This is a genomic window from Sulfitobacter sp. HI0027 (assembly GCF_001634775.1).
Lineage (GTDB): Bacteria > Pseudomonadota > Alphaproteobacteria > Rhodobacterales > Rhodobacteraceae > Sulfitobacter.
Genome location: NZ_LWER01000046.1, coordinates 112,446 through 134,133 on the forward strand (window position 1 = coordinate 112,446; position 21,688 = coordinate 134,133).

The window sequence follows — 21,688 nt, forward strand, 5'->3', positions numbered from 1 at the left end:
GGAAGGCAACGGCCTTCCCCGCCCCCCGCCGCAACGGCATCGCTTGCATGGGGCGAGACTTCGTGTTGAACTGAACAAGCGTTCATATCGGGGGGAGCCATCATGAAACTAGACAGTACAGCCGCCATCGTCACCGGGGGCGCATCGGGGCTTGGCGAAGCCACGGCGCGCTATTTTGCGTCGCAGGGGGCACAGGTCACCCTGCTGGATCGTGACGCCGCACGGGGCGAATCTGTGGCCAAGGAAATCGGCGGGCATTTCGTCATGACCGATGTGACGGATGAGGCTTCGGTCCAAAAAGCGGTGGGCCATGCTCAGGAAAAGATGGGCTGGATCACGGCGGCGGTGAACTGTGCAGGCATTGCGCTTGGGATCAAGACCACAGGCCGCGATGGGCCGCACCCCTTGGACGCCTTTCAGCGCACGGTCGACATCAACCTTGTCGGCAGTTTCAACGTGGCGCGGCTTGCAGCGGTGGCCATGGCCAAGAACACTCCCGAAGACGATGGGGCGCGGGGGGTGATCATCAACACCGCCTCAATCGCCGCTTTCGACGGTCAAAAGGGCCAAGCCGCCTATGCCGCGTCCAAGGGCGGGATCGTAGGCATGACCCTGCCGATGGCGCGGGATCTGGCCAAAGACGGCATCCGCGTGATGACCATCGCGCCCGGCATCTTCAAGACGCCGATGCTGGCGGGCCTGCCGGAAGAAGTGCAAGCGGATCTGGCCAAGGATGTTCCCAGCCCGCCGCGCCTTGGCGATCCTTCGGAATACGGGCGGTTGGCCGGGTTCATCGTTGAAATGGGCTATCTCAACGGCGAGGTTATTCGCCTTGATGGGGCGCTGCGGATGCGCTGATGCCGCTGCAGAACCGCGTCCAGCCCGATGGAGAGATCATCGCCCACCCCGCGCGGGGTGGGTTCATGGGCAATCGCGGTATCCTGCACGATGAAAACGGTCTGCACCACAAACGCCGTTGGGCGCATAAGAATTGGGTGTGCTGTGTGCTCAGCTTCAAGGGTCGTCGGCGGCAGTTGATGGCCCTGCGTCACTATACCGAGCTTTTCTTTCTGGATGAGGCCGTGGCCTTTGCTGCCGGTCACCGGCCCTGCGCGGAATGCCGCGCCGCGGATTACCGGCGGTTTCGGGCGTGCTGCGATGTGTCGGGGCCTGCTGCGGCCCTTGACCGTCAGTTGCACAGCGAACGCGCCGTGCCGCGCGTCTTTCAACAGCGCCGTCAAGCGGGCGTGGAGGTGCACGATCTACCGGACGGGGCCTTCATCTTGGATCACGCAGGCCAAAGTGGGGTGCTGTTCGGCGATGCCTTCCACCCCTATCGGCCCTCAGGCTACGGCCCGGCGCAACCACGTCCTTGGGGCTGTGTCACCCTGCTCACCCCGCCCAGCAGCGTCGCCGCCTTCCGCAATGGATACCGGCCGCAGATCGCCCTGAAAGACGCGGGGGGTTAACCCTGCGCCTTTTCCTCCAGCGCCATCCACTCTTCCTCGGCGTCGGACAGCTTTTCGTGCCGCTGCACCAGCGCATCGGTGGCTTTCTGAAACTTTACCGGCTCACGGGTGAACAACTCAGCGTCGCTGAGCAGTTCTTCGAGTTTGCCGATCTCCGCCTCAAGGCGCTCGATCTCACCCGGCAGCGCTTCGAGCCGGTGCTTTTCGGTAAAGCTGAGACCTGAAGCGGCTTGTTTCTTCTCTGCTTTCGGCTCGGCCTTGCCGGGCTTGGACTTTACAACGCTGTCGGAAAAATCATCCTGCCCGCGCTGCGCCAGATAATCGCTCCAGCCGCCGGCATAGACCGTGGCACGCCCGTCGCCTTCCATGGCGATCGTGGTGGCAGCCACACGGTCAAGGAAGTCACGGTCGTGGCTGACCAGCAGCACAGTGCCGTCGTAGTTGCCCAAGAGTTCTTGCATCAGGTCAAGCGTCTCGACATCCAGATCGTTTGTCGGCTCGTCGAGCACCAAAAGGTTCGAGGACCGTGCCATGATCTTGGCCAGCAGCAGCCGCGCCTTTTCCCCGCCTGAGAGCGAGCGGACAGGCGCGCGGGCCTGCCCCTCGTCAAAGAGGAATTCTTTTAGATAGCCGACCACATGTTTGGGCTGTCCGCGCACCAGCACCTGATCAGCCTTGCCCGAAACGCGCATGTCAGGATCGCCGGTCAGACTGTCCCAAAGGGTCATGTCCCCGTCAAGCTGCGCACGGGCCTGATCGAAAAGTGCCAGCTCCAGATTAGTGCCGAGCTTGATCTCGCCTGAATCGGGCTGTTCTTTCCCGATCAGCATGTTCAGCAGCGTGGTCTTGCCCACGCCGTTCGGCCCCACCAGCGCGATCCGGTCGCCGCGTTGCACAGTGATCGAGAAATCGCGCAGGATCTGTTTGTCACCGAATTTCTTGGCGATCCCCGCAGCTTCGATCACCTTGCGGCCAGACTTCGGCCCGGCCTCCAAGGCCATGGCCGCCGTGCCTTGCCGTTTGATTTGGGCCGACCGTTCGGCGCGCAGATCCTGAAGCGCCCGCACCCGGCCCTGATTGCGTTTGCGCCGCGCAGAGATACCTTCGACCGCCCAACGGGCCTCGGCCTTGATCTTGCGGTTCAGCTTGTGACGCTGCATGTCCTCTTCTTCCCAGACCTGATCGCGCCAAGCCTCAAAGCCTTCAAAACCGATGTCCTGTCGGCGCACGGCCCCGCGGTCCACCCAAAGGGTCGCGCGGGTCAATTCGCGCAGAAAAGCGCGGTCGTGGCTGATGATGACAAAGGCCGTGCGGGTGCCCTTTAGCTCGGATTCGAGCCAAGCGATGGCTTCGATGTCGAGGTGGTTGGTCGGTTCGTCCAGCAGCATCAGCTCAGGCTCTTCGGCCATCAGCCGCGCCAGTGCCGCACGGCGGCGTTCGCCGCCCGAAGCGGTGGCGACGGGGCGTGCGGGGTCGAACTTCAGCCCCTCGCCCGCGCGTTCGACCTTGTACATCTCGCCCGGATCAAGACCGTGTGCGGCGAAATCGCCAAGCGTCTCGAACCCCGTAAGATCGGGTTCCTGCTCCATATAGCCGACCGACACGCCGGGCCCGGCAATCACCGCACCGCTGTCAGGCTCGACCAGCCCGGCCATGACCTTCATCAGGGTCGATTTGCCCGAGCCGTTGCGGCCGACCAAAGCCAGCCTGTCGCCGGTCTGAATCACCAGTGAGAGGTCTTCGAAAACAGGATCGCCGCCAAAGGTCAGCGAAATGTCGGTGAGTTGTAAAAGGGGTGCGCGTGCCATGCCCGCCAGCTATCTCTCGGCGCGGGCAAGGTCAATGTCCAAAGGCGCGCCCGCGTCAGGCCAATGCGCGCAAAAGCCGCGCGCGGTTGGGCGGGATCGCGGCGATCTCAAGCCCGGTAAAGACGTGCAGCGTGTTCATCTGTCGGTCGATCACAGCGTGATCGCTGACCCATCCCCCCATCGCCAGATAGCTGCGCAGCAGCGGCGGGATCTGCTGGCGCGCGCGCCGGGGATCTGCGGTATGGCTGTCGCGGGCGTAAGCGTGGATATCCGCGGCTTTGGCGGCAGGCCGCCAGTGTGCCGGGGCAAGGTGCTGCTGTTTCAACAGGGCAAAGGCATCGCGGTAGGCGGCAGGATCGGTGCCCGCAAAGGAGGAACAGCCGAACAGAAGCGCCGCACCGCTGCGGTCGACCTCTCGCGCCAACTGCCCCCAAGCGAGGCGCTGAATATCGGGGTCGTGCCAATCTGGATGGATGCAAAAGCGCCCAAGTTCCAGCATGGCGCCCTCCATCCGGTATAGGCGGCTCAGGTCATAGAATTGCGCGGCATAGCTTTGGCCAAGGCTCGTGCCCTGAAACCGCGTCAGGCGAAAGCAGCAGATCAGCGTACCGCTGGCGCGGTCCTCGACCAGAAAATGCCGTGCAGCCGCGTCGAAGGGGTCTCTGTCTGGGGTGGTTCCGGTCTGAAAACATTGCGCCCGAAGCGTCTGCGCACGGGTAATGTCAGCAGGCGTGATGGCTTCGCGCGTCAGATATCGGCCCGGGGGCGCATGGGTCATCTGCGAGGTCGCCTTCGCTTGTCCGCTGCCCCGCCGACCGTCCGGCGGGACATGCCGGGGGAAACTTAGCTGCCGAATGCCGAGGGGCTAAAGCGGCCGATGTTGCCCAGAAGCTGACGCAGGAAGGTGTTATCGGCTACGGAAGATGTCGTCACGCGGCGCGACAGCGGCACAACTTGCCCGCGTTCCAGCCCAAAGCGTTCGACATTCGACACCAAACCGGCCTCATTAAAGCTGACGGTCACCACTTCACGCTCGATCTCTTTGGCGGCCAGAAAGCCCAGAGCCCGTTTGCGCATTTTAACGTAATAGTAACTATCATCACTCAAAACACCTGAAACGGTGGGCACACCGATCTTCTGGGCGACGCTTTCTTTGGTATCGCTGCCAACGACGACCTGCTCAAGCTGGTCTTGCGGCGGCACATAGCCGTGGTTCTCATACTGCGGGCTGCAGGCTGTGAGAAGCAGTGCAAGGCCCATACCTGCGAGCCGGAGACTCGTCTTGCCGGTCTGTTTCGATTTGCGCATTTGCTCTGCCCTCTTGCCCTGACGGATTATGGCTTTTATTTCGCATACACCAAGGCACCCCAAGTGTACAAGAAACGAAAGTCGGATCTCATGTCGCGCAAATCACCTACGCCCACCGCTCTACGGGTTGCTGACCTGTCCCAGACGGAGCCAAACGGCTTTGCGCTGCGCCCTGAGGCAGAGGCGCTGGCGCAGATCGCCGAGGAGTTGACCCTCTCCGCGCTGCGCAAACTCAGCTTTTCAGGGAGCATCAAACCCCTCGGCAAGCAAGACTGGCAGCTTGACGGGAAATTGGGCGCGACCGTGGTGCAGCCCTGCGTGGTCACGCTGGAATCCGTCACCACGCGCATCGACGCGCATATCACCCGCCGCTTCGTCCATGATTTCGAACTCCCCGATGAGGAGGAGGTCGAAATGCCCGAGGACGACACCACCGAACCGCTGGGTCAATGGATCGACCCTGCGCAGGTGATGATTGAGGCGCTGGCGCTGGAAGTGCCGGAATACCCCCGCAAGGGCGATGTCGAACTGGGCCAGATGGTCCATGCCGAACCCGGGCAAAAACCGATGACCGACGAAGACGCGCGGCCCTTTGCGGGCTTGGGCGCTCTGCGCGATGCGCTAAAGAAAGACGAAACCTAAAGAAACAGGCGGAAAATCGCGGGTATTCGCGCTTGCATCGCGGCGAATTCGCGTTATTTTGCCGCCCTCACCCGAATTAAGGTTGGACATTGCGCGGCTGCGGCCCTAAAGCGTCGTCACGCCCGAAACGGGGTCCGAATTGAAACACGGTTGCGGCCTGCCACATGCAGGTCAGCAACCCCGAAGGCAAAGGCACCAGACATGGCTGTCCAACAGAATAAAGTATCCAAATCCCGCCGCAACAACCGCCGCGCGCACGATTCGCTGTCCGCAGCGAACCCGAACGAATGTTCGAACTGCGGTGAGCTGAAGCGCCCCCACCACATCTGCGCTGCTTGCGGTCACTATGACGACACCGAAGTTGTCGCCCTGACCGAAGAAGTAGACCTGGAAGACGACGCAGCATAAGCTACGGTTGTTTCCAAGGTTTTCTCTAAGGCAGTGAGGCATTCGCACTGATGACGGCCCAGCCCGATCACCCCAACGCGAAAGCCGGACACACCCTGATCTCGGTCGACGCGATGGGGGGTGACGAAGGCCCGGCAGCAGTTGTTGCCGGGTGTGCGCTTTCTGCGACAGCAAATCCCGACATCGGTTTTATCCTGCATGGTCCCCGCGATCAGTTGGAGCCTTTGATCGCCAAACGTGGCGAGTTGTCGGGCCGTTGCGAGATACGTCACGCCACGGATGTCGTCACGATGGACGACAAGCCGAGCCAAGTTGTGCGTACCGGCAAAGACAGCTCCATGTGGTCTGCCATCGAATCCGTGCGCAGCGGAGAGGCAGCTGTGGCTGTCTCATGCGGCAATACCGGCGCGCTGATGGCGATGTCGATGATACGGCTGCGTAAATTGCCGGGCGTGAACCGCCCTGCGATTGCCGTGCTCTACCCGTCTTCCAACCCCCAGGGGTTTAACGTGATGCTCGATGTGGGCGCCGATGTGCGCGCCGACGCCGATGATCTGTTGCGTTTTGCGCTGATGGGCACCTCCTATGCCCGCAACGGCATGGAACTGGAACGCCCCCGCGTCGGTCTGCTGAACGTCGGCACCGAAGAGCATAAGGGCCGTACTGAACTCAAAGAAGCCTACGATCTGATTCGGGCCCAAGGCGATGCTACCGGGTTTGAGTTCGTCGGTTTCGTTGAGGGCGGCGATATCTCGGGCAACCGCGCAGATGTCATCGTGACCGACGGCTTCACCGGGAATGTCGCCATCAAGACCGGCGAAGGCACCGCCAGCATGATCGGCAACCGCCTGCGCGAAGCGTTCAAATATTCGCCTCTGTCGCGGCTGGCCTCTCTGCTGGCCTATACATCCCTGCGCCGCCTCAGCAAAAAGATCGACCCGCGCCGTGTGAACGGTGGCGTCTTTCTGGGTCTGAACGGCACAGTGGTGAAATCGCACGGCTCTGCCGATGCGACCGGCATCTCTGCTGCGATCAAACTCGCCGCGCAGTTGTCGCAGAATAAATTCAATGACAAGCTGGCCGCCCGCGTTGCCGCGACGCTGCCAGCCGAGGAGTCTGTCAAATGAGCCTGCGCGCCGTTGTCACTGGTTGTGGCCACTACCTGCCCGCCCGTGTCGTGGAAAATGCTGAATTTGAAGCGACCCTCGACACAAATGACGAATGGATTCGCTCGCGCTCGGGCATCGAACGGCGCCACTTTGCCGCCGAAGGAGAGACGACCTCCACCATGGCCAGCGCCGCAGCGCGCAAGGCGCTCGAAGACGCCGGGCGCGATGTCTCTGACGTTGATGCGATCGTCGTGGCCACCTCCACGCCTGATCTTACCTTCCCCTCCGCCGCGACCATGGTGCAGGCCGAATTGGGCATGACCAGTGGTTTTGCCTTCGACGTGCAGGCGGTCTGCGCGGGCTTCGTCTATGCGCTGGCAAACGCCAATGCGTTGATCGTATCCGGTCAGGCGCGCAATGTGCTGGTGATCGGAGCCGAGACTTTTAGCCGGATCATGGATTGGACCGACCGCTCGACCTGTGTGCTGTTTGGCGATGGCGCAGGCGCGTTGCTGCTTGAGGCGCAAGACGGCAGCGACAGTCCGTCCGACCGGGGCATCCTCGCGACGGATCTGAATTCTGACGGGCGCTACCGTGATCTGCTCTACGTTGATGGCGGCGTGTCGACCGGCACCACTGGCTATCTGCGGATGCAGGGCAATCAGGTGTTTCGCCACGCGGTCGAGAAACTTGCCGCCACCGCCAATACCGCGATGGACCGCGCCGGCGTCAGCGCCGAAGATGTCGATTGGATCGTGCCGCATCAGGCCAACATCCGCATCATCCAAGGCACCGCAAAGAAATTGAACCTGCCGATGGAGCGCGTGGTCGTCACCGTACAGGACCATGGCAACACCTCGGCGGCCTCGATCCCGCTGGCGCTGTCTGTGGGCCGTGAGCGCGGCCAGATCAAACAGGGCGATCTGATCGTCACCGAAGCCATTGGCGGCGGTCTGGCGTGGGGCTCTGTTGTCCTGCGCTGGTAAGTCCCTGAGCTAACGCGGAAAATCTCTGCCGAATCGTGCTTGATCCGGGCATTGATGTTGACTCTAAAATTCTGAGCAGCATATGCTATTGGAAAGCATGGGGGATATAATGCCGAACAAGACATTGACGCGCATGGATTTAAGCGAAGCTGTATTTCGTGAAGTTGGTCTTTCTCGTAATGAGAGTGCTCAACTGGTCGAAGCAGTGCTTGAGCATATGTCCGACGCTCTGGTCGACGGGGAACAGGTCAAGATTTCCTCTTTCGGCACCTTCTCGGTACGCGACAAGACCGCGCGTGTGGGCCGTAATCCGAAAACCGGCGAAGAGGTTCCGATCAACCCGCGCCGCGTGCTGACCTTCCGCCCTTCGCATTTGATGAAAGACCGCGTTGCTGAAGGCAACAAGTCCTGACCCATGGTCAAATCGCCGGACGCTTTTCGCACCATCTCCGAAGTCGCTGACTGGCTCGGTATTCAGGCCCATGTTCTGCGGTTCTGGGAGAGTAAGTTCACCCAAGTGAAACCCATCAAACGGGCTGGCGGGCGGCGCTATTACCGCCCGGCCGATATGCTGTTGCTGGGTGGGATCAAGAAACTGCTGCACGATGATGGGCTGACCATAAAAGGCGTCCAAAAGATCCTCCGCGAGGAAGGGATGACCCATGTGTCCTCCCTCTCCGCCCCGCTTGATGAACTGGATTTTGCGGAGCCTCGGCCCGCCCCCAAACCTGACATCATCCGCCCCGAAACCGGGGTTGTTCTGAACTTTGGTGGCGCAAAGTCTGACGCCGTGCCCGAGGCCAATGTCTCGGACGAAGACGCCGAAGAGGCAGAGCCTGCCGCCGATCTGGATGAGAACGCCGCGCCCGTCGAAGAGCCCGCAAGCGCAGCGGAGGCGGCGCCTGTCGAAAAGGCACTGGAGGCCGCACCTATGGCGATGCCGCGCCGCTCGCCCGTGCCGCCCGCCGATGACCACCCACGGGCCACGCCTGATCCACTGGCCCCGTCTGACAGCGCGACGCCGGATGCACCGCATTTGGATGAACCTGCCGCTGATGCAGCGGATGAGCCCGCCCCGGCGGTGTCCATCCCGCTCAAGCCAGAACAGTCCGAGCCAGAACCATCCAAGCCGGGACCGGCATCAAACGCCAGCCTCCCCGATTTTCTCAAACGCCCACTGGCTCCCGAACCTGAACAGGCAATCGAAGCAGCGCCCGACCCCGCGCCTGAGCCCGCAGAACCCGCACCCCAAGAAGACGAGGTTGACGACACGCCCAAACCCGCGATCATCGATCTGCCTGATTTCACTCCTGAAGCCGATTTTCCCGCCAGCCCGGGGCTGCTGAGCGTTGGCGCCCGTGTCCACCGTCTTCCGCGTGATGTGCAACCTCAGGTCGCCGGTTTGCTGCTGGATCTGGCCGAATTGCGCGCGCGTATGGCCGCGGAACCCGGCACCGAAACAAATTACTAATCGCGATGAAAAGTTTGGCAATTCCCTCTTGCGCCCCCTGCGAGATCGGGTATGAAGCCCACGTAGTCGGGCTATGGCGCAGCCTGGTAGCGCGTCCGTCTGGGGGACGGAAGGTCGCAGGTTCGAGTCCTGCTAGCCCGACCAACCGACTACAACAAAACGCCCGCGCCGGTAACGCGCGGGCGTTTGTCATTTGAGAGGCCCCGTTTGATGCCCAATGCGATGAACGGGGTGCTCCCCAACCAGCAGATTGCAGCGATGATCGACAGCGGTGCCATTGCCGCCGATCCGGCGGTGACCTCGGCGCAAATCCAGCCCGCCAGCCTTGACCTGCGGCTCGGCAATGTCGCCTACCGCGTGCGCGCGTCTTTCCTTGCGGGGCACGGGGCCAAGGTCGCGGATCGTTTGGAAGAATTCGAGATGCACCGCGTCGACCTCAGCGACGGGGCCGTGCTTGAAAAAGGCTGCGTATATGTGGTGCCGCTGATGGAGCGGCTGGCCCTGCCCGAAGGCGTCTCTGCCGTGGCGAATGCCAAAAGCTCCACCGGGCGACTTGATCTCTTGACCCGTACCATCACCGACGGCGGCACCGAATTTGACCGGATCGCGCCGGGCTATACCGGCCCACTCTATGCCGAGATCTGCCCCCGCTCCTTCTCGGTGCTCGTGCGCCCCGGTATGCGGTTGAATCAAATCCGCTTTGGCAGCGGGGATGCGACGCTCGACGATGACGCCCTGCGCGCGCTGCATGACACCACGCCACTGGTGGACGGCACTGCCGTGATCGACGAAGGCTTGGGCTTTTCCGTCGATCTGTGCCTGCCCGGCACCAGCCTTGTCGGCTACCGTGCGAAGCCGCATACCGGGGTGATCGACCTCGACAAGATCGGCCATTACGACCCCGCCGCCTATTGGGAAGAGGTGCACAGCACCAATGGCCAGATCATCCTTGATCCGGGCGCGTTTTATATCCTTGTCAGCCGCGAGGCGGTGACGATCCCGCCCGCCTATGCCGCTGAAATGGCACCCTATTTGGCAATGGTCGGAGAGTTCCGCGTGCATTACGCGGGTTTCTTCGATCCGGGCTTTGGCCATGCCGAAGCAGGTGGTGCAGGCTCACGCGGGGTGCTTGAGGTGCGCTGTCACGAGGCGCCCTTTGTGCTGGAGCATGGGCAGGTCGTGGGGCGCTTGGTCTATGAGCATATGGCGCAGATCCCCAGCCAGCTTTACGGCGCTGACATCGCGTCCAACTACCAAGGTCAGGGTCTGAAACTGTCGAAGCATTTCCGCTCCGTCTGACCGCTTACCGCGAACGAAGAAACCGGCGCAGCAAGCGGACTCCCCGCTGCGCATTGCGCGCATTGAAAGCGGTGCCCCCGCGCGAACGGCCCTTGCCCGCAGGCCGTTTTCCCACGCCAGCACCTCGTGACATTAAGCGGCGTATGACATGGCGCAGAACCATATTGACGATCGGTTTCATCAGCCCTCTCCCTTGGATCAGCAAAACTGATGTAGTGGCGGCGGGGCGGAAGTCAGCCCCGGCCCCGATCAATCTTCGAACAGCTCGCTCTGGCCTTCGGTGGTTTCTGGCTCGTCCTCGCCATCGCCTACGGTGGGCAGCAGACCGGCGGGCGGGCGGTTTTCCAACAACCCGGCAGAGCGCAATTCTTTGAGCCCCGGCAGGTCCCGCGCGCTTTCCAGACCGAAGTGATCCAGAAACTCCTGCGTGACTACAAAGGTCACCGGACGGCCCGGCGTCATCTTACGGCGGCCAAAGCGGATCCACTCCATCTCAAGCAGTTGATCCACCGTGCCGCGTGACACGGCCACGCCGCGAATCTCTTCGATCTCGGCGCGGGTGACGGGTTGGTGATAGGCGATGATCGCCAAGGTTTCGATCGCGGCGCGGCTGAGTTTGCGGGTCTCGACCGTTTCCCGATGCATCAAAAAGCCAAGGTCCGGCGCGGTGCGAAAAGCATAGGCGTCGCCGACTTTCATCACCTGCACGCCGCGCCCCTGATAGCGGTGGCGCAGAAAGGCCATCGCCTCGCCCACGTCAGAGCCGCGCGGCAGCCGCTGTTCCAATTCTCGCAGCGTGATTGGTTCGGAACTGGCGAAAAGCACGGCTTCGATCATACGCTCCTGCTCGGCCAGCGAGGGCGCGTCGAACAGTTTCTTTTCTTTCGTTTCAATCTCTTCCGACACGCATCAATCCTTCTTGCGCAGTTGGATGGGGGCGAAAATCTCTTTTTGCCGGATCTCCATATGCCCCTCTTTGACCAATTGCAGGGAGGCCGCAAAGGTCGCAGCGGTCGCTGAGCGGCGGCGCTCAGGATCGCTTTCCCAGCCCTCGGGCAGGTAGCTGTTCAGATCACCCCAATCGCCCGCATAGCCGATCAGCCCGCGCATCCGTTCCAGCGCCTCTTCCATGGTAAAGACCTTGTCGCGGTCCATCACAAAGGGGCGGAAATCCTCCCGCGTGCGGGTGCGCGCATAGCCCTGCATCAGGTCCAGCAGCGTCGCGGTATAGGTGACCTTTTTGACAGTGGTGATCTCTTGGGTCTGGCCGCGGGCAAAGAAATCCCGGCCCAGTTGATCCCGCGCCATCAGGCGAGCGGCAGCGTCCCGCATCGCCTGCAGGCGTTCAAGTTGGAAAGCCAGATGCGCGGCCATTTCTTCGCCCGAGGGGCCTTCTTCGGTGGGGTCCGGCGGCAGCAAAAGGCGCGATTTCAAGAAAGCCAGCCATGCGGCCATGACGAGGTAATCCGCCGCCAGTTCCAACCGCAGTTCTTTGGCACGCTCGACAAAGGCCAGATACTGCCGCGCCAGTTGCAGCACCGAAACCTTGCGCAGATCGACTTTTTGCGTCCGGCTCAGCGACAGCAGCAGGTCAAGCGGCCCTTCATAGCCTTCGACATCAATGATGAACGCCTCGGCGGCCAGCCGGTCGGCCACGGAGCCACCGGCCCCGCCCCTGTCTTCCTCGAATGTCGTGTCAGCCATGCAATGCCCCGCCCAGAAGCGTCTCAAGCTGGGCGCTGAGGGCGTCGATGTCAACGTCGTCGGGGGTTTGCCGCGCATCCATGGCCCGCAGGGCACGGGTCTGGGCGGCGGTAGTCATCTCGCCTGCGGCTTCGGCCACAGCGCGGCGCTCTTCCAGCGATCCATTGCAAAAAAGCGCGACATCACAGCCCGCTGCAATGGCCGCACGGGTGCTTTCCGCCGGCGTCATCTGCAGGGCTTTCATCGAAATATCGTCGGTCATCACGAGGTTATCAAAGCCGATATCATCGCGGATGATCCGCATCACCTCTGACGACAGGGTCGCGGGCGTGTCGTCCAATGCGTCATAGACCAGATGTGCCGTCATGCCCATCGGCAGGTCCCGCAGGCTGCGGAAGGGCGCAAAATCGACCGCCTCCAGATCAATCCGGCGGGCATCCACGCGGGGTAGATTGTGATGGCTGTCGAGCGTCGCGCGGCCATGGCCGGGCATATGTTTCATCACCGGCAGCACGCCCCCGGCCAGCAGCGCATCGGCAACAGCGCGGCCAATCTCGGCCACCTGCCCCGGCGTTTCGCCGTAGCACCGGTTGCGCAAAAACGGATGGGTCTTGGGCCCCGCCACATCGATCAGTGGCGCACAGTTACTGTCGATGCCGACGCTGTACAGCTCATGGGCGATGATCCGGTACATCAGTGTGAAGGCTTTCGTCGCCTGTTCCCCGGCGCGCGCGGCCAGTTCCATGGGCGGCATCCAATCGCGCCACTGCGGAGCGCGCATGCGCTGCACGCGGCCGCCCTCTTGGTCGATGGTGATCACAGCCTCATGGCCTGCCGCCTCGCGCATCTCATCACATAGCGCGCGGACCTGATCCGGGCTGTCGATGTTGCGGGCGAAAAGGATGAAGCCGAAGGGCCGTACGTCACGAAAGAACGCTTTTTCCTCGACGCTGAGCCGGTGGCCCGTCGCGTCGAGGATCGTGGCCCCGAAGGGGCGCATCAGCGCATCACCACCGGGATGCAATCCGCGTTTTCGGCCACAAGTGCCGAACAGAAACGCCGCGCATCGGCGATGTCGTCAAAGCCCATGGCACGCAGGCGATAGAACACCCGCCCGCCGCTGGTGGCCTTTTGCACAACGCGATTCTTACCTTCGAGATAGGCACCGAAACGGCCCTGCAAACGGTCCCATTGTTCGCGGGCAACCTCGGGGCTGTCAAAGGCACCAAGCTGGGCCATCCGGGTGCCAGCGGGAAGGGCCGCGGGATCAACCTCTTGGGCGACGGTTGCGACCGGATTGCTCTGGACTGCGGCGGGTGTCACCACGGCACCGCCTGCCGGGCGGCGGCGCGGACGCAGGGAGTTGCGCACGCCGGGCGCGTTCAATACGGCCTTGACCACTTTCGGCTGCACGGAGGTATCGGCCAGCGCCATCGCCACGGCGGCATCGACCGGATCACCAGAGGCGCCCGCCCCGGAGAGCGGTGCGACACCATTGGTCAGCTGCGCCACGAGGTCTTGAACATTGCCAGAGCGGATCGCGGCGGAGGCATCGATGAGGTCGCCGTCATTCTCATGGGCGACGGCGGGGGTCGCATTGCCCTGTGTCTTTGCGGCAACCATCGCCACTTGAACGGGCTGGTCTTCGTCTTGCAATTCCATTTGACGCGGCGCGAGGCGCAGTTGATCTGCGGGGCGACCGGCGCTGCCTTCGGCGGCAACGACATTGACCGATAAGCCCTGATGGCGTGCCAATTCGCCGCCCGGCTCTTCTGGGCGCACGCGGATTTCGCCTTCGATGGCGCGGACCACCGGGATGCCGGTCACATCACGCACCAGCAGCTTGTAGCCCCAAACACCAATCCCCGCGACAAGCGCCAAGGAAACCACAGCGCCTGCGATATTGGTGAGCGTTGTCAGGGTCTTGGGCCCGCTGCCCACTGCGTAGCCATGCGCGGAATCGGGCGCATAGCCCGCCGTCGTCGGGGAAGACGTGAAATCTGCCATCTCTGCCTCTTTGCCCGGCGTGATACATCGCCACGCGGGTCTGGTCATGGGGTTGCCTGTTTTCGGCGCGCTGGTGCGGTTATCGCATCTCCTGCGCCGGTGTGACCCCAAGAATACCAAGACCCGCCGCAATTACAATCGCAACGGCACGCGACAGGGCGATTTTTGCCTGCGATGTGGCAGCGTCCCCTTCTTGCAACGCACGCAGCCCGTCTTCGGAACGGCCCAAGTGGTAGAGGCTGTGGAAATCGGACGCGAGTTCATAGAGGTAGAAGGCCACCCGGTGCGGCTCGTTGCTGCGCGCGGCGGTTTCGACCAGACGCGGCCATTCGGCCAGTTTGCGCAGCAGGCCCAGCTCGGCATCATGGTCAAGCTTGGTCAGATCCGCATCCATCAGCGTGGCATCGGCAACCTCGACCCCGGCCTCTTGGGCTTTGCGCAGGATCGAAGCCACCCGCGCATGGGCGTATTGCACATAGAACACCGGGTTTTCGCGGCTTTGTTCCAGCACCTTGTCGAAATCAAAATCGAGCATCGCGTCGTTCTTGCGCGTCAGCATGACAAAGCGTGTCACATCGGGGCCGACCTGATCGACCACATCGCGCAGGGTCACAAAGGTCCCTGCCCGTTTGGACATCTTGAACGGCTCGCCGTTTTTAAAAAGTTTCACCAGCTGCGTCAGCTTGATGTCGAGCGGCACATGACCATCGCTCAATGCCGACACAGCCGCTTTCATCCGCTTAACGTAGCCGCCATGATCCGCGCCGAAAATGTCGATCAGCATGTCGAAATCGCGGCTGACCTTGTCGTAGTGATAGGCGATGTCAGGGGCGAAATAGGTCCAGGACCCGTCGGATTTCTTGACCGGGCGGTCCACGTCATCGCCGTGTTCGGTGGATTTGAACAGCGTCTGTTCGCGCGGTTCCCAATCTTCGGGCTTCTTGCCTTTTGGCGGCTCCAGCACGCCTTCGTAGATCAGCCCTTTGGCTTCGAGCGAGGCAATCGCCGCTTCGATCTGGCCGGTGCCGTAGAGAGATTTCTCGCTGTAGAAGACATCCATCTCAACGCCGAGAGCCGCCAGATCCTCACGGATTAGGTTCATCATGGCATCGGTCGCAAAGTCGCGGATATGATCGAGCCATTCGCTCTCAGGTTGGTCGACCAGCTTGTCGCCATACATCTTGGCAAGCGCCTCGCCCAGCGGGATCAGGTAGTCGCCGGGATATGTGCCATCGGGGAAGGCCACCTCTTTGCCATTGGCTTCGAGGTAGCGCAGGTAGACCGAGCGTGCCAGCACATCGACCTGCGCGCCGCCGTCGTTGATGTAATATTCGCGCGTCACGTCGTAGCCTGCGAAATCCAGCAAGCTCGCCAGCGCATCGCCAAAGACCGCGCCACGGGTGTGGCCCACATGCAGCGGCCCGGTGGGGTTGGCAGAGACATATTCGACGTTCACCCGCTGACCCGCGCCAAGGATCGCGCGGCCAAAGTCGGTGCCTTGGCTCAAGACCTGCCGTGCCACGTTTTGCCAGACCGAAGGCGCAAGGCGCAGGTTGATAAAGCCCGGGCCGGCCACTTCGGCAGAAGTGATGCGCGGATCGTTTTGCAATTGGGCGGCCAATGCTTCGGCGATATCGCGTGGCTTCATGCCCGCGGGCTTGGCCAGCACCATCGCGGCGTTGGTCGCCATATCGCCATGCGCGGCGTCGCGTGGCGGCTCGGCGGTGATCGGGTCAAAGTTCAGTGTCGCAGGCAGGGCCTCCTGCGCGACCATCTGTTCCAGCGTCGCAATGATAAGATGGCGAATTTCGGCAAATAGGTTCATGTCGGGTATCCTTGTTCCCCGCCCGTTTATCATGTGCGGGGGTGCAGTCAATGAAGCGGCGGGCCGCGATGGCCCATGTGAGGGAATGGCGTTTGAAGCGGCGTTGTCAGCCGAGGTCCAAACGCCCACTTCGGAGCCGTCGGCCAGCTTCGGACCCCAGGAACAGCGCGCTGTCTGCCGCGAGGTCGGCTTGCCCCTCGGGCACCGTAATCAGGTGAAAATGCAGCCCGCGTGCGCCAAATACCTTATCGAGCGCGGCATTGGCGGCCTCAAATCCGCCGATCATGCCATGTCCGGCGAGCGCCAGTGGCTGGCTGGGGCGCGGCAGGACGGTTACAACGGACCCCTGCCCGGCCACCAAACCCCGGCCCAAAGCCCGCACCATGGCAGACAGCCCTCGGATCTGCGCGTCCATGCCCTTGGCGCAATCGTCGGGGTCCAGCGGTATCAGGTTCAACACCAAATGCAGCGGCGTGCCGCCCCAGTTGCGGTAAAGAGGCTCGAACCGGCTGACCAGATCCCCGGCAAGCGCCAGCCCTTCGACCCGTGCGGGCGACTGGCTCATCAGCCGTGCCAGAACGGCGGGGTCGCGGTCCATCGCCACGACTTCGGCCCCCAGACCAGCCGCGCGCTTGGCCACTGTTGGGCCCGGCGCTTGCCCTGCCGAGAGGATCGCGAAAGTCGCGTCACCGGCAAGGCTTTCCGGCAGAACGGGGGTTTGTATCATGTCAGGTCACCTATGGATCACAAAAGGCAGGCTACCATGCCGCAAAGATTAGCGGAAGCTGCGCAAATCACTGCCAAAGAGACGGGCGTGTTCTTGCAGCGCAAAACGGTCCGTCATGCCCGCAATGTAATCCGAGACCATCCGCGCCAGCGTGGTTTCATCCTCTGCCGCCTCAATTGCCGCCGCCCAGTGGCGCGGCAACAGGTTGGGCTGAGACAGAAACAGCGGAAAGAGGTCTTCGACCACCTTGGTGACCTTCTCACGATTCTCCATCACCGAAGGGGCGCGGTACATGCGGGTAAACAAAAACTTTCGGATCTCGCGCAGATCCTGCCAGACAGGATCCGAAAAGCGGATCACCGGACGGCCCAGATGGCGAATATCATCGGGCGATGTGGCCCTCGTCTCTTTCAGCAGTTTAGACGATGTTTCGATCACATCACCGACCATTACCCCAAAGACCCGCCGCAGCGCCTCGTGGCGACGGCGATAGCTGTCCGTGTCGGGGTAAAGCCGGTCCACTTCCGCATAGGCCGCGCCGACCATGGGCAGCTCAGCGATCTCTTCTTCGGTAAACAGACCCGCCCGCAGCCCGTCGTGCAGATCGTGGTTGTTATAGGCGATATCATCCGAAAGCGCGGCCACCTGTGCCTCGGCGCTGGCGTGGGTGTGCAGTTCCAAATCATGGCGCGCGTTATAGTCAGCCAGCGCATGGGGCACGTCGCCCGTGACCGGCCCATTGTGCTTAGCAATCCCTTCGAGGGTGTCCCACGTCAGGTTTAGCCCGTCAAATTCGGCATAGTGACGCTCCAGCGTGGTGACGATCTTGATCGCCTGCGCGTTGTGGTCAAACCCACCGTAGGGCGCCATCAGCTTGTGCAGCGCGTCTTCTCCGGTGTGGCCAAAGGGCGTGTGGCCCAGATCATGCGCCAGCGCCACGGCCTCGGTCAGCTCGCCATTCAGGCGCAACGCCCCCGCGATGGTGCGCGCAACCTGCGCCACTTCGATGGAATGGGTCAAACGGGTCCGGAAATAGTCGCCCTCATGCTCCACAAAGACCTGCGTCTTATGTTTGAGCCGCCGAAAGGCAGAGGCGTGAATGATCCGGTCCCGGTCCCGCTGATAGCAGGAGCGAAACGTGCTTTCCTCCTCCGGCACCAACCGTCCCTTGGCGGTATCCGGATCCGAGGCGAATTCTGCGCGCATTGCGGCTGGTCCTCTCTCGCGGTCCTTGTGACCTGTCCTTGTGGTTTCTATATGTTAGGGGAACGCGAAAGAAAACCGATGCATCGGAGCCCGCAGATGAACCTGCCCCCCAAAGTCACCCCCCGCGCCTTTGAACGCCTCGCCGAGATCGGGGCCGCCGACGAAGGCAAAGCCCTGCGCGTCGCTGTCGAAGGCGGCGGCTGTTCAGGGTTTCAATATGACATTGCGCTGGACGAACCTGCCGAGGATGACCTCGTTCTGGAAGGCAGCGGTCAGAAGGTGGTGGTCGATAGCGTGTCCCTGCCGTTTCTGGCCGATGCGGTGATCGACTTCACCGAAGAGCTGATTGGCGCGCGGTTCACGATTGAGAACCCCAATGCCACTGCGGCCTGCGGCTGCGGCACGTCCTTTTCGATGTGAGCACATCCGGGCGCGTTCAGGCGCGCGCCCGTGCGAACCCCTCGAAAAACTGTTCGAAATGCGGGCCAGAGCGTTCGGCTGCGAGCAAGATCGCATGGCTGTCAGGTCCGAGATAAGACAGAACATGGGGGCGCATATACCCCCAATCCGCGCGCCGCTGCGCCCCCATATCATTCAGGCAAGCCGCCAGCGGGCGCAGCGCACCCTGCCCGCTGCGGGCGGCGTGAAAGCGCAGCGCGCCTTGTGGCATGGTTTGGGCCTGCGACGGACGGTCTGCGATTTTCATGGCCCAGCCGGTGACAAGAAATTCGTGATAATCGTCCTGCATGGGCGCATCGGGCTCGGCTTGAACGCGCAGGGCGCGGTGGTAGGCCGCGATGGCATCTTCCCACAGTGGGCTTGGACAATGGCCGCTGAAACGCAGCGCGGCGCAGACCTCGGCCAGCAGATCCATGTCCTGATCCAGAAAGGCCAGCAGCCCGGTGAAATGCAGGCTCTTTAGTGTCCCATCTGGCAGTTCGGGAATCTGGCGGCCATAGTCCGACAGGTAGAAAATGATATGTGTCAGTTCATAAGCCGCCTTTCGATTGGGCATGGCAAAGGTGACACTGCGCGAGACGAAGTCGCGCAGCCGCTGGCCAAGCGCCCCGTCACCGACCTGCGGCCCGACACCCCGACGGCGCAGCAGACGGCGGGCCTCGGCGCGTTGCAGGTCCGACAGTTCCGCGCCTTCCAGCTCCGCCCGCGCAACCCTGCCGCAGAGCGCCGCGCCCTGTTGCTTTGGCAGGCCGATGGCTTCGAGGTCGAGGCAGATCGACAGGATAAAACGGTAGTATTGTGGGAAATCGCGCAGCAGATCGCGGCACCCTGCGTGGAAGGCGGCGAGCGGCTCTAGCGCCTCGGCCTCCAGCGCGGCGCCCGTGCTTGCCAGCACCCCCAGCAGTTCGGCGTTTTCCTTGAGCCAAAAAACATCCCCCTGAGCGCGACGCTCCTTCGCAAAGCTGCGGATCAAGCGGGCGGTTTGAGTGGCTGGGGCACAGCGGTCGATAGGTCTCAGCAGAACAACATTGGTCATCATAGCGCCTCCAGATGGGAAACAGCGGGCGACGGGGCCGCCCGCTTGAACCAGTTTCAGGCATCAAAGCGCAGCACCTGCGCCTCGGTCGGCGCGAGGCCGGTTGTGAAAAGACCGACCCCCGCCCCCTGCGCGATGCTGCCGCTGTCGTGGTGCAGACCGGTGGTGAACATCTCGGTCCCCTCGCCCATCAGCATGTCACCGCCTCCGCGGTTGAGACCGGTGGTGAAAAGGCCAACCCCCGCGCCGAGCATCATCGGCTTGTCCTGTTTTTCTGGCGCTGCTACGGGGGCAAAGTTACGTGCGGAAATAGCGGTCATCGTGGTGTCCTTTCAAAGGGCTTTGCAATTTAAAGATGTAGTCCAATTACTGATGCACTTCAAAAGTGTTTCGCCAAGGATTTTCCGCCTAAGTTATTGTACTGGTTAAGTTATCCACATTAGCGTCGCGCCACAGTTTCGACCAATTGTTCGACTTTCCGTCGTTCGCATGGTGCCAACTAAAAACCTTCCACAGGGCTGTTGCAGAACAATGCAGCGCGGGAGATTTCCGCGGCTCTAGCTATACTAGAACTTGCCGCCTAAGAATCACCCTAAGCGCGCAGCCCTCCCCCTTGCTCCGCCACCGCATTTGCGCGATAGCAGACCCACGTCGAAAGAGGGCCGGACATGAAGATTGCGAGTTTTAACATCAACGGTATCAAAGCCCGCGCCGCGGCCCTGCCCGAGTGGCTCGACGAGGCGCAGCCGGACGTGGTTGTGCTGCAAGAGATCAAGTCGGTCGACGAGGCCTTCCCCCGCGACATGCTCGAAGAGCGCGGCTATAACGTAGAAACCCACGGGCAGAAATCTTTCAACGGTGTGGCGATCCTGTCGAAACTCCCGCTTGAGGATGTGACCCGCGGCCTGCCCGGCGATGACGAAGACGATCAGGCTCGCTGGATCGAGGCCACGGTGGTGGGTGACGATATGGCGCTACGGGTTTGCGGGCTTTACCTGCCCAATGGCAACCCGGTGCCGGGGCCAAAGTATGACTATAAACTCGCGTGGATGTCGCGGCTTCAGGCCCGCGCCGAGGCGCTGCTGGCCGAGGAAACGCCCTTTCTCTTGGCGGGCGATTACAACATCATCCCGCAGGCCGAAGATGCGGCCAAACCCGACAGCTGGCGCGAAGACGCCCTATTTCGCCCCGAATCCCGCGCGGCGTGGCGGCGGCTGGTGAACCTCGGGCTTACGGATGCTTTTCGGGCGCGCACCCAAGGGCCGGGGCATTATTCGTTCTGGGATTATCAGGCCGGTGCGTGGAACCGCAATAACGGTATCCGCATTGACCACTTCCTATTGTCACCCATTGTGGCCGACCGGCTGCGCGATTGCCAGATTGACCGAGATGTGCGCGGGCGTGACAAACCCTCGGACCATGTGCCGATCTGGGTCGAACTGTAAATACTAAGATAAAAAACACATTTTTTGACGTAAGTGGTTGATTTCATTTAGCGCTGATATTCCGCTTGTGCGAAAGAGAAGCATCGGATTCACAAAATGACATCATCGGATTCACAGAATTCTGCATTTTCTGGGGATTTACTGATATCTGCTTTCGCTGCGGCAATAGGTTCGGCGCTATTACTTTGGTGCGTTTTTGCGGGCCTTAACTGTTGGTGTTTAGAAATTAACTCAGAGACGTCATCACGCCGATAGATACGCGCTCCGAGCCAGGCAGGATCGAACTGGGCGAAATCCCGTGAGCTGATAGAATACTCCGGATTGCGCTGGCATGACTTCCCAGTTGACGCGCTGACCTGCCACGGGATTTTTCCTCCACCGTCGATTAGAGTCCGGCCCAACTTGAGGACGGACAATGAAGCGAACGAGATTCACGGACGAACAGATCATCGGCATCCTTGGCGAGCACGAAGCAGGCGCAAAATGCGCGGACTTGTGCCGCAAGCACGGCATGTCGGAAGGCACCTTTTATAACTGGAAGGCCAAATTCGGCGGCATGACGGTGTCTGAGGCCAAGCGGCTGAAGACGCTTGAGGATGAGAACGCCAAGCTGAAGAAGCTGCTGGCCGAGCAGATGCTCGATCTGGCTGCAATGAAGGAACTGGTTTCAAAAAAGTGGTGACGCCTGCCGTGAAGCGCGAGGCGGTCGCGCATCTGAAGGCCCTTCTCGGGCTATCGGAACGGCGGGCGTGCCGGATTGCCGGGGCGGACCGCAAGAT

General features: G+C 61.8%; 23 protein-coding genes, 1 tRNA gene and 1 pseudogene. 13 read left to right on the plus strand and 12 right to left on the minus strand.

The window, feature by feature from the left end; all coding sequences use genetic code 11:
* Positions 1 to 102 precede the first annotated feature (102 nt).
* Positions 103 to 858, plus strand: coding sequence for a 3-hydroxyacyl-CoA dehydrogenase (locus A3722_RS03370; RefSeq protein ID WP_067629010.1), 756 nt, complete (start codon positions 103 to 105; stop codon positions 856 to 858).
* Positions 858 to 1,469 (plus strand): hypothetical protein, encoded by a 612-nt coding sequence (locus tag A3722_RS03375; protein WP_067629009.1) that lies wholly within the window; start codon positions 858 to 860, stop codon positions 1,467 to 1,469. The genes A3722_RS03370 and A3722_RS03375 overlap by 1 nt, the downstream gene beginning before the upstream one ends.
* Here A3722_RS03375 and A3722_RS03380 read toward each other — a convergent pair.
* From A3722_RS03380 to A3722_RS03390, 3 genes are all read right to left on the minus strand, one after another.
* Positions 1,466 to 3,277, minus strand: a complete 1,812-nt coding sequence (locus tag A3722_RS03380) for an ABC-F family ATP-binding cassette domain-containing protein (protein WP_067629008.1) — start codon at positions 3,275 to 3,277, stop codon at positions 1,466 to 1,468. The genes A3722_RS03375 and A3722_RS03380 overlap by 4 nt on opposite strands.
* Positions 3,278 to 3,332: 55 nt before the next feature.
* Entirely contained in the window at positions 3,333 to 4,055 is a 723-nt protein-coding gene (locus tag A3722_RS03385) for a GNAT family N-acetyltransferase (RefSeq protein ID WP_067629007.1), read from the minus strand.
* A gap of 65 nt (positions 4,056 to 4,120) precedes the next feature.
* Positions 4,121 to 4,585: an outer membrane protein assembly factor BamE gene (locus tag A3722_RS03390; RefSeq protein WP_067629006.1), complete on the minus strand. Its 465-nt coding sequence runs from the start codon at positions 4,583 to 4,585 to the stop codon at positions 4,121 to 4,123.
* A gap of 90 nt (positions 4,586 to 4,675) precedes the next feature.
* Here A3722_RS03390 and A3722_RS03395 point away from each other — a divergent pair, with 90 nt between their 5' ends.
* The 8 genes from A3722_RS03395 to A3722_RS03430 all read left to right on the plus strand — a co-directional run bounded on the left by A3722_RS03395 (position 4,676) and on the right by A3722_RS03430 (position 10,500).
* Positions 4,676 to 5,227 (plus strand): YceD family protein, encoded by a 552-nt coding sequence (locus tag A3722_RS03395; protein ID WP_067629005.1) that lies wholly within the window; start codon positions 4,676 to 4,678, stop codon positions 5,225 to 5,227.
* 201 nt (positions 5,228 to 5,428) lie between these two features.
* Positions 5,429 to 5,635: a 50S ribosomal protein L32 gene (gene rpmF, locus A3722_RS03400; protein WP_067629003.1), complete on the plus strand. Its 207-nt coding sequence runs from the start codon at positions 5,429 to 5,431 to the stop codon at positions 5,633 to 5,635.
* 50 nt (positions 5,636 to 5,685) lie between these two features.
* Entirely contained in the window at positions 5,686 to 6,762 is a 1,077-nt protein-coding gene (gene plsX, locus A3722_RS03405; protein WP_067629001.1) for a phosphate acyltransferase PlsX, read from the plus strand.
* Positions 6,759 to 7,730 carry a beta-ketoacyl-ACP synthase III gene (locus A3722_RS03410; protein WP_067628999.1) on the plus strand — a complete coding sequence of 324 codons (972 nt, stop codon included), beginning with the start codon at positions 6,759 to 6,761 and terminating at the stop codon, positions 7,728 to 7,730. The genes plsX and A3722_RS03410 overlap by 4 nt, the downstream gene beginning before the upstream one ends.
* Before the next feature lie 109 nt (positions 7,731 to 7,839).
* Positions 7,840 to 8,142: an integration host factor subunit alpha gene (gene ihfA / locus A3722_RS03415; RefSeq protein WP_067265868.1), complete on the plus strand. Its 303-nt coding sequence runs from the start codon at positions 7,840 to 7,842 to the stop codon at positions 8,140 to 8,142.
* A 3-nt stretch (positions 8,143 to 8,145) separates the two neighbouring features.
* Positions 8,146 to 9,201 carry a MerR family transcriptional regulator gene (locus A3722_RS03420; RefSeq protein WP_067628997.1) on the plus strand — a complete coding sequence of 352 codons (1,056 nt, stop codon included), beginning with the start codon at positions 8,146 to 8,148 and terminating at the stop codon, positions 9,199 to 9,201.
* A 67-nt stretch (positions 9,202 to 9,268) separates the two neighbouring features.
* Positions 9,269 to 9,345: transfer RNA gene (locus A3722_RS03425), tRNA-Pro, on the plus strand.
* A gap of 78 nt (positions 9,346 to 9,423) precedes the next feature.
* Complete coding sequence (locus A3722_RS03430) at positions 9,424 to 10,500, plus strand: 2'-deoxycytidine 5'-triphosphate deaminase (RefSeq protein WP_067629087.1); 1,077 nt, start codon at positions 9,424 to 9,426, stop codon at positions 10,498 to 10,500.
* A gap of 249 nt (positions 10,501 to 10,749) precedes the next feature.
* Here the strand turns inward: A3722_RS03430 and scpB are convergent, their stop codons facing one another.
* From scpB to A3722_RS03465, 7 genes are all read right to left on the minus strand, one after another.
* A complete protein-coding gene (gene scpB, locus A3722_RS03435; RefSeq protein WP_067628995.1) occupies positions 10,750 to 11,406 on the minus strand; it encodes an SMC-Scp complex subunit ScpB in 657 nt (218 codons plus the stop codon).
* Positions 11,407 to 11,409: 3 nt separating this feature from the next.
* A complete protein-coding gene (locus A3722_RS03440; RefSeq protein ID WP_067915910.1) occupies positions 11,410 to 12,204 on the minus strand; it encodes a segregation and condensation protein A in 795 nt (264 codons plus the stop codon).
* Positions 12,197 to 13,204: a beta-N-acetylhexosaminidase gene (gene nagZ, locus A3722_RS03445; protein ID WP_067628446.1), complete on the minus strand. Its 1,008-nt coding sequence runs from the start codon at positions 13,202 to 13,204 to the stop codon at positions 12,197 to 12,199. The genes A3722_RS03440 and nagZ overlap by 8 nt, the downstream gene beginning before the upstream one ends.
* Positions 13,204 to 14,259 (minus strand): SPOR domain-containing protein, encoded by a 1,056-nt coding sequence (locus A3722_RS03450; RefSeq protein ID WP_082849334.1) that lies wholly within the window; start codon positions 14,257 to 14,259, stop codon positions 13,204 to 13,206. Before A3722_RS03450 ends, nagZ begins: the two co-directional genes overlap by 1 nt.
* Positions 14,260 to 14,290: 31 nt before the next feature.
* Positions 14,291 to 16,036 (minus strand): arginine--tRNA ligase, encoded by a 1,746-nt coding sequence (gene argS / locus A3722_RS03455; RefSeq protein WP_067628448.1) that lies wholly within the window; start codon positions 16,034 to 16,036, stop codon positions 14,291 to 14,293.
* 106 nt (positions 16,037 to 16,142) lie between these two features.
* Positions 16,143 to 16,763 carry a hypothetical protein gene (locus A3722_RS03460; protein WP_067628451.1) on the minus strand — a complete coding sequence of 207 codons (621 nt, stop codon included), beginning with the start codon at positions 16,761 to 16,763 and terminating at the stop codon, positions 16,143 to 16,145.
* A gap of 48 nt (positions 16,764 to 16,811) precedes the next feature.
* On the minus strand, positions 16,812 to 17,969 hold the full coding sequence (locus A3722_RS03465) for a deoxyguanosinetriphosphate triphosphohydrolase (RefSeq protein ID WP_067628453.1): 1,158 nt from the start codon (positions 17,967 to 17,969) through the stop codon (positions 16,812 to 16,814).
* Positions 17,970 to 18,065: 96 nt separating this feature from the next.
* On the opposite strand from A3722_RS03465, the gene A3722_RS03470 reads away from it, so the two are divergent.
* Positions 18,066 to 18,389 (plus strand): HesB/IscA family protein, encoded by a 324-nt coding sequence (locus tag A3722_RS03470; RefSeq protein WP_067627534.1) that lies wholly within the window; start codon positions 18,066 to 18,068, stop codon positions 18,387 to 18,389.
* Positions 18,390 to 18,405: 16 nt separating this feature from the next.
* Here A3722_RS03470 and A3722_RS03475 read toward each other — a convergent pair whose 3' ends face one another.
* Together A3722_RS03475 and A3722_RS03480 are read right to left on the minus strand one after the other, a co-directional pair.
* Positions 18,406 to 19,464 carry a DUF6902 family protein gene (locus A3722_RS03475; RefSeq protein WP_067627532.1) on the minus strand — a complete coding sequence of 353 codons (1,059 nt, stop codon included), beginning with the start codon at positions 19,462 to 19,464 and terminating at the stop codon, positions 18,406 to 18,408.
* 56 nt (positions 19,465 to 19,520) lie between these two features.
* Positions 19,521 to 19,784, minus strand: coding sequence for a DUF6749 family protein (locus tag A3722_RS03480; protein ID WP_067627529.1), 264 nt, complete (start codon positions 19,782 to 19,784; stop codon positions 19,521 to 19,523).
* 348 nt (positions 19,785 to 20,132) lie between these two features.
* On the opposite strand from A3722_RS03480, the gene xth reads away from it, so the two are divergent.
* Both xth and A3722_RS03490 read left to right on the plus strand, forming a co-directional pair.
* The gene (xth, locus tag A3722_RS03485; protein WP_067627528.1) at positions 20,133 to 20,909 is read left to right on the plus strand and encodes an exodeoxyribonuclease III; all 777 of its coding nucleotides are present in this window, start codon (positions 20,133 to 20,135) and stop codon (positions 20,907 to 20,909) included.
* Positions 20,910 to 21,324: 415 nt separating this feature from the next.
* A pseudogene (locus A3722_RS03490) lies at positions 21,325 to 21,688 on the plus strand (transposase); the annotation flags it as partial.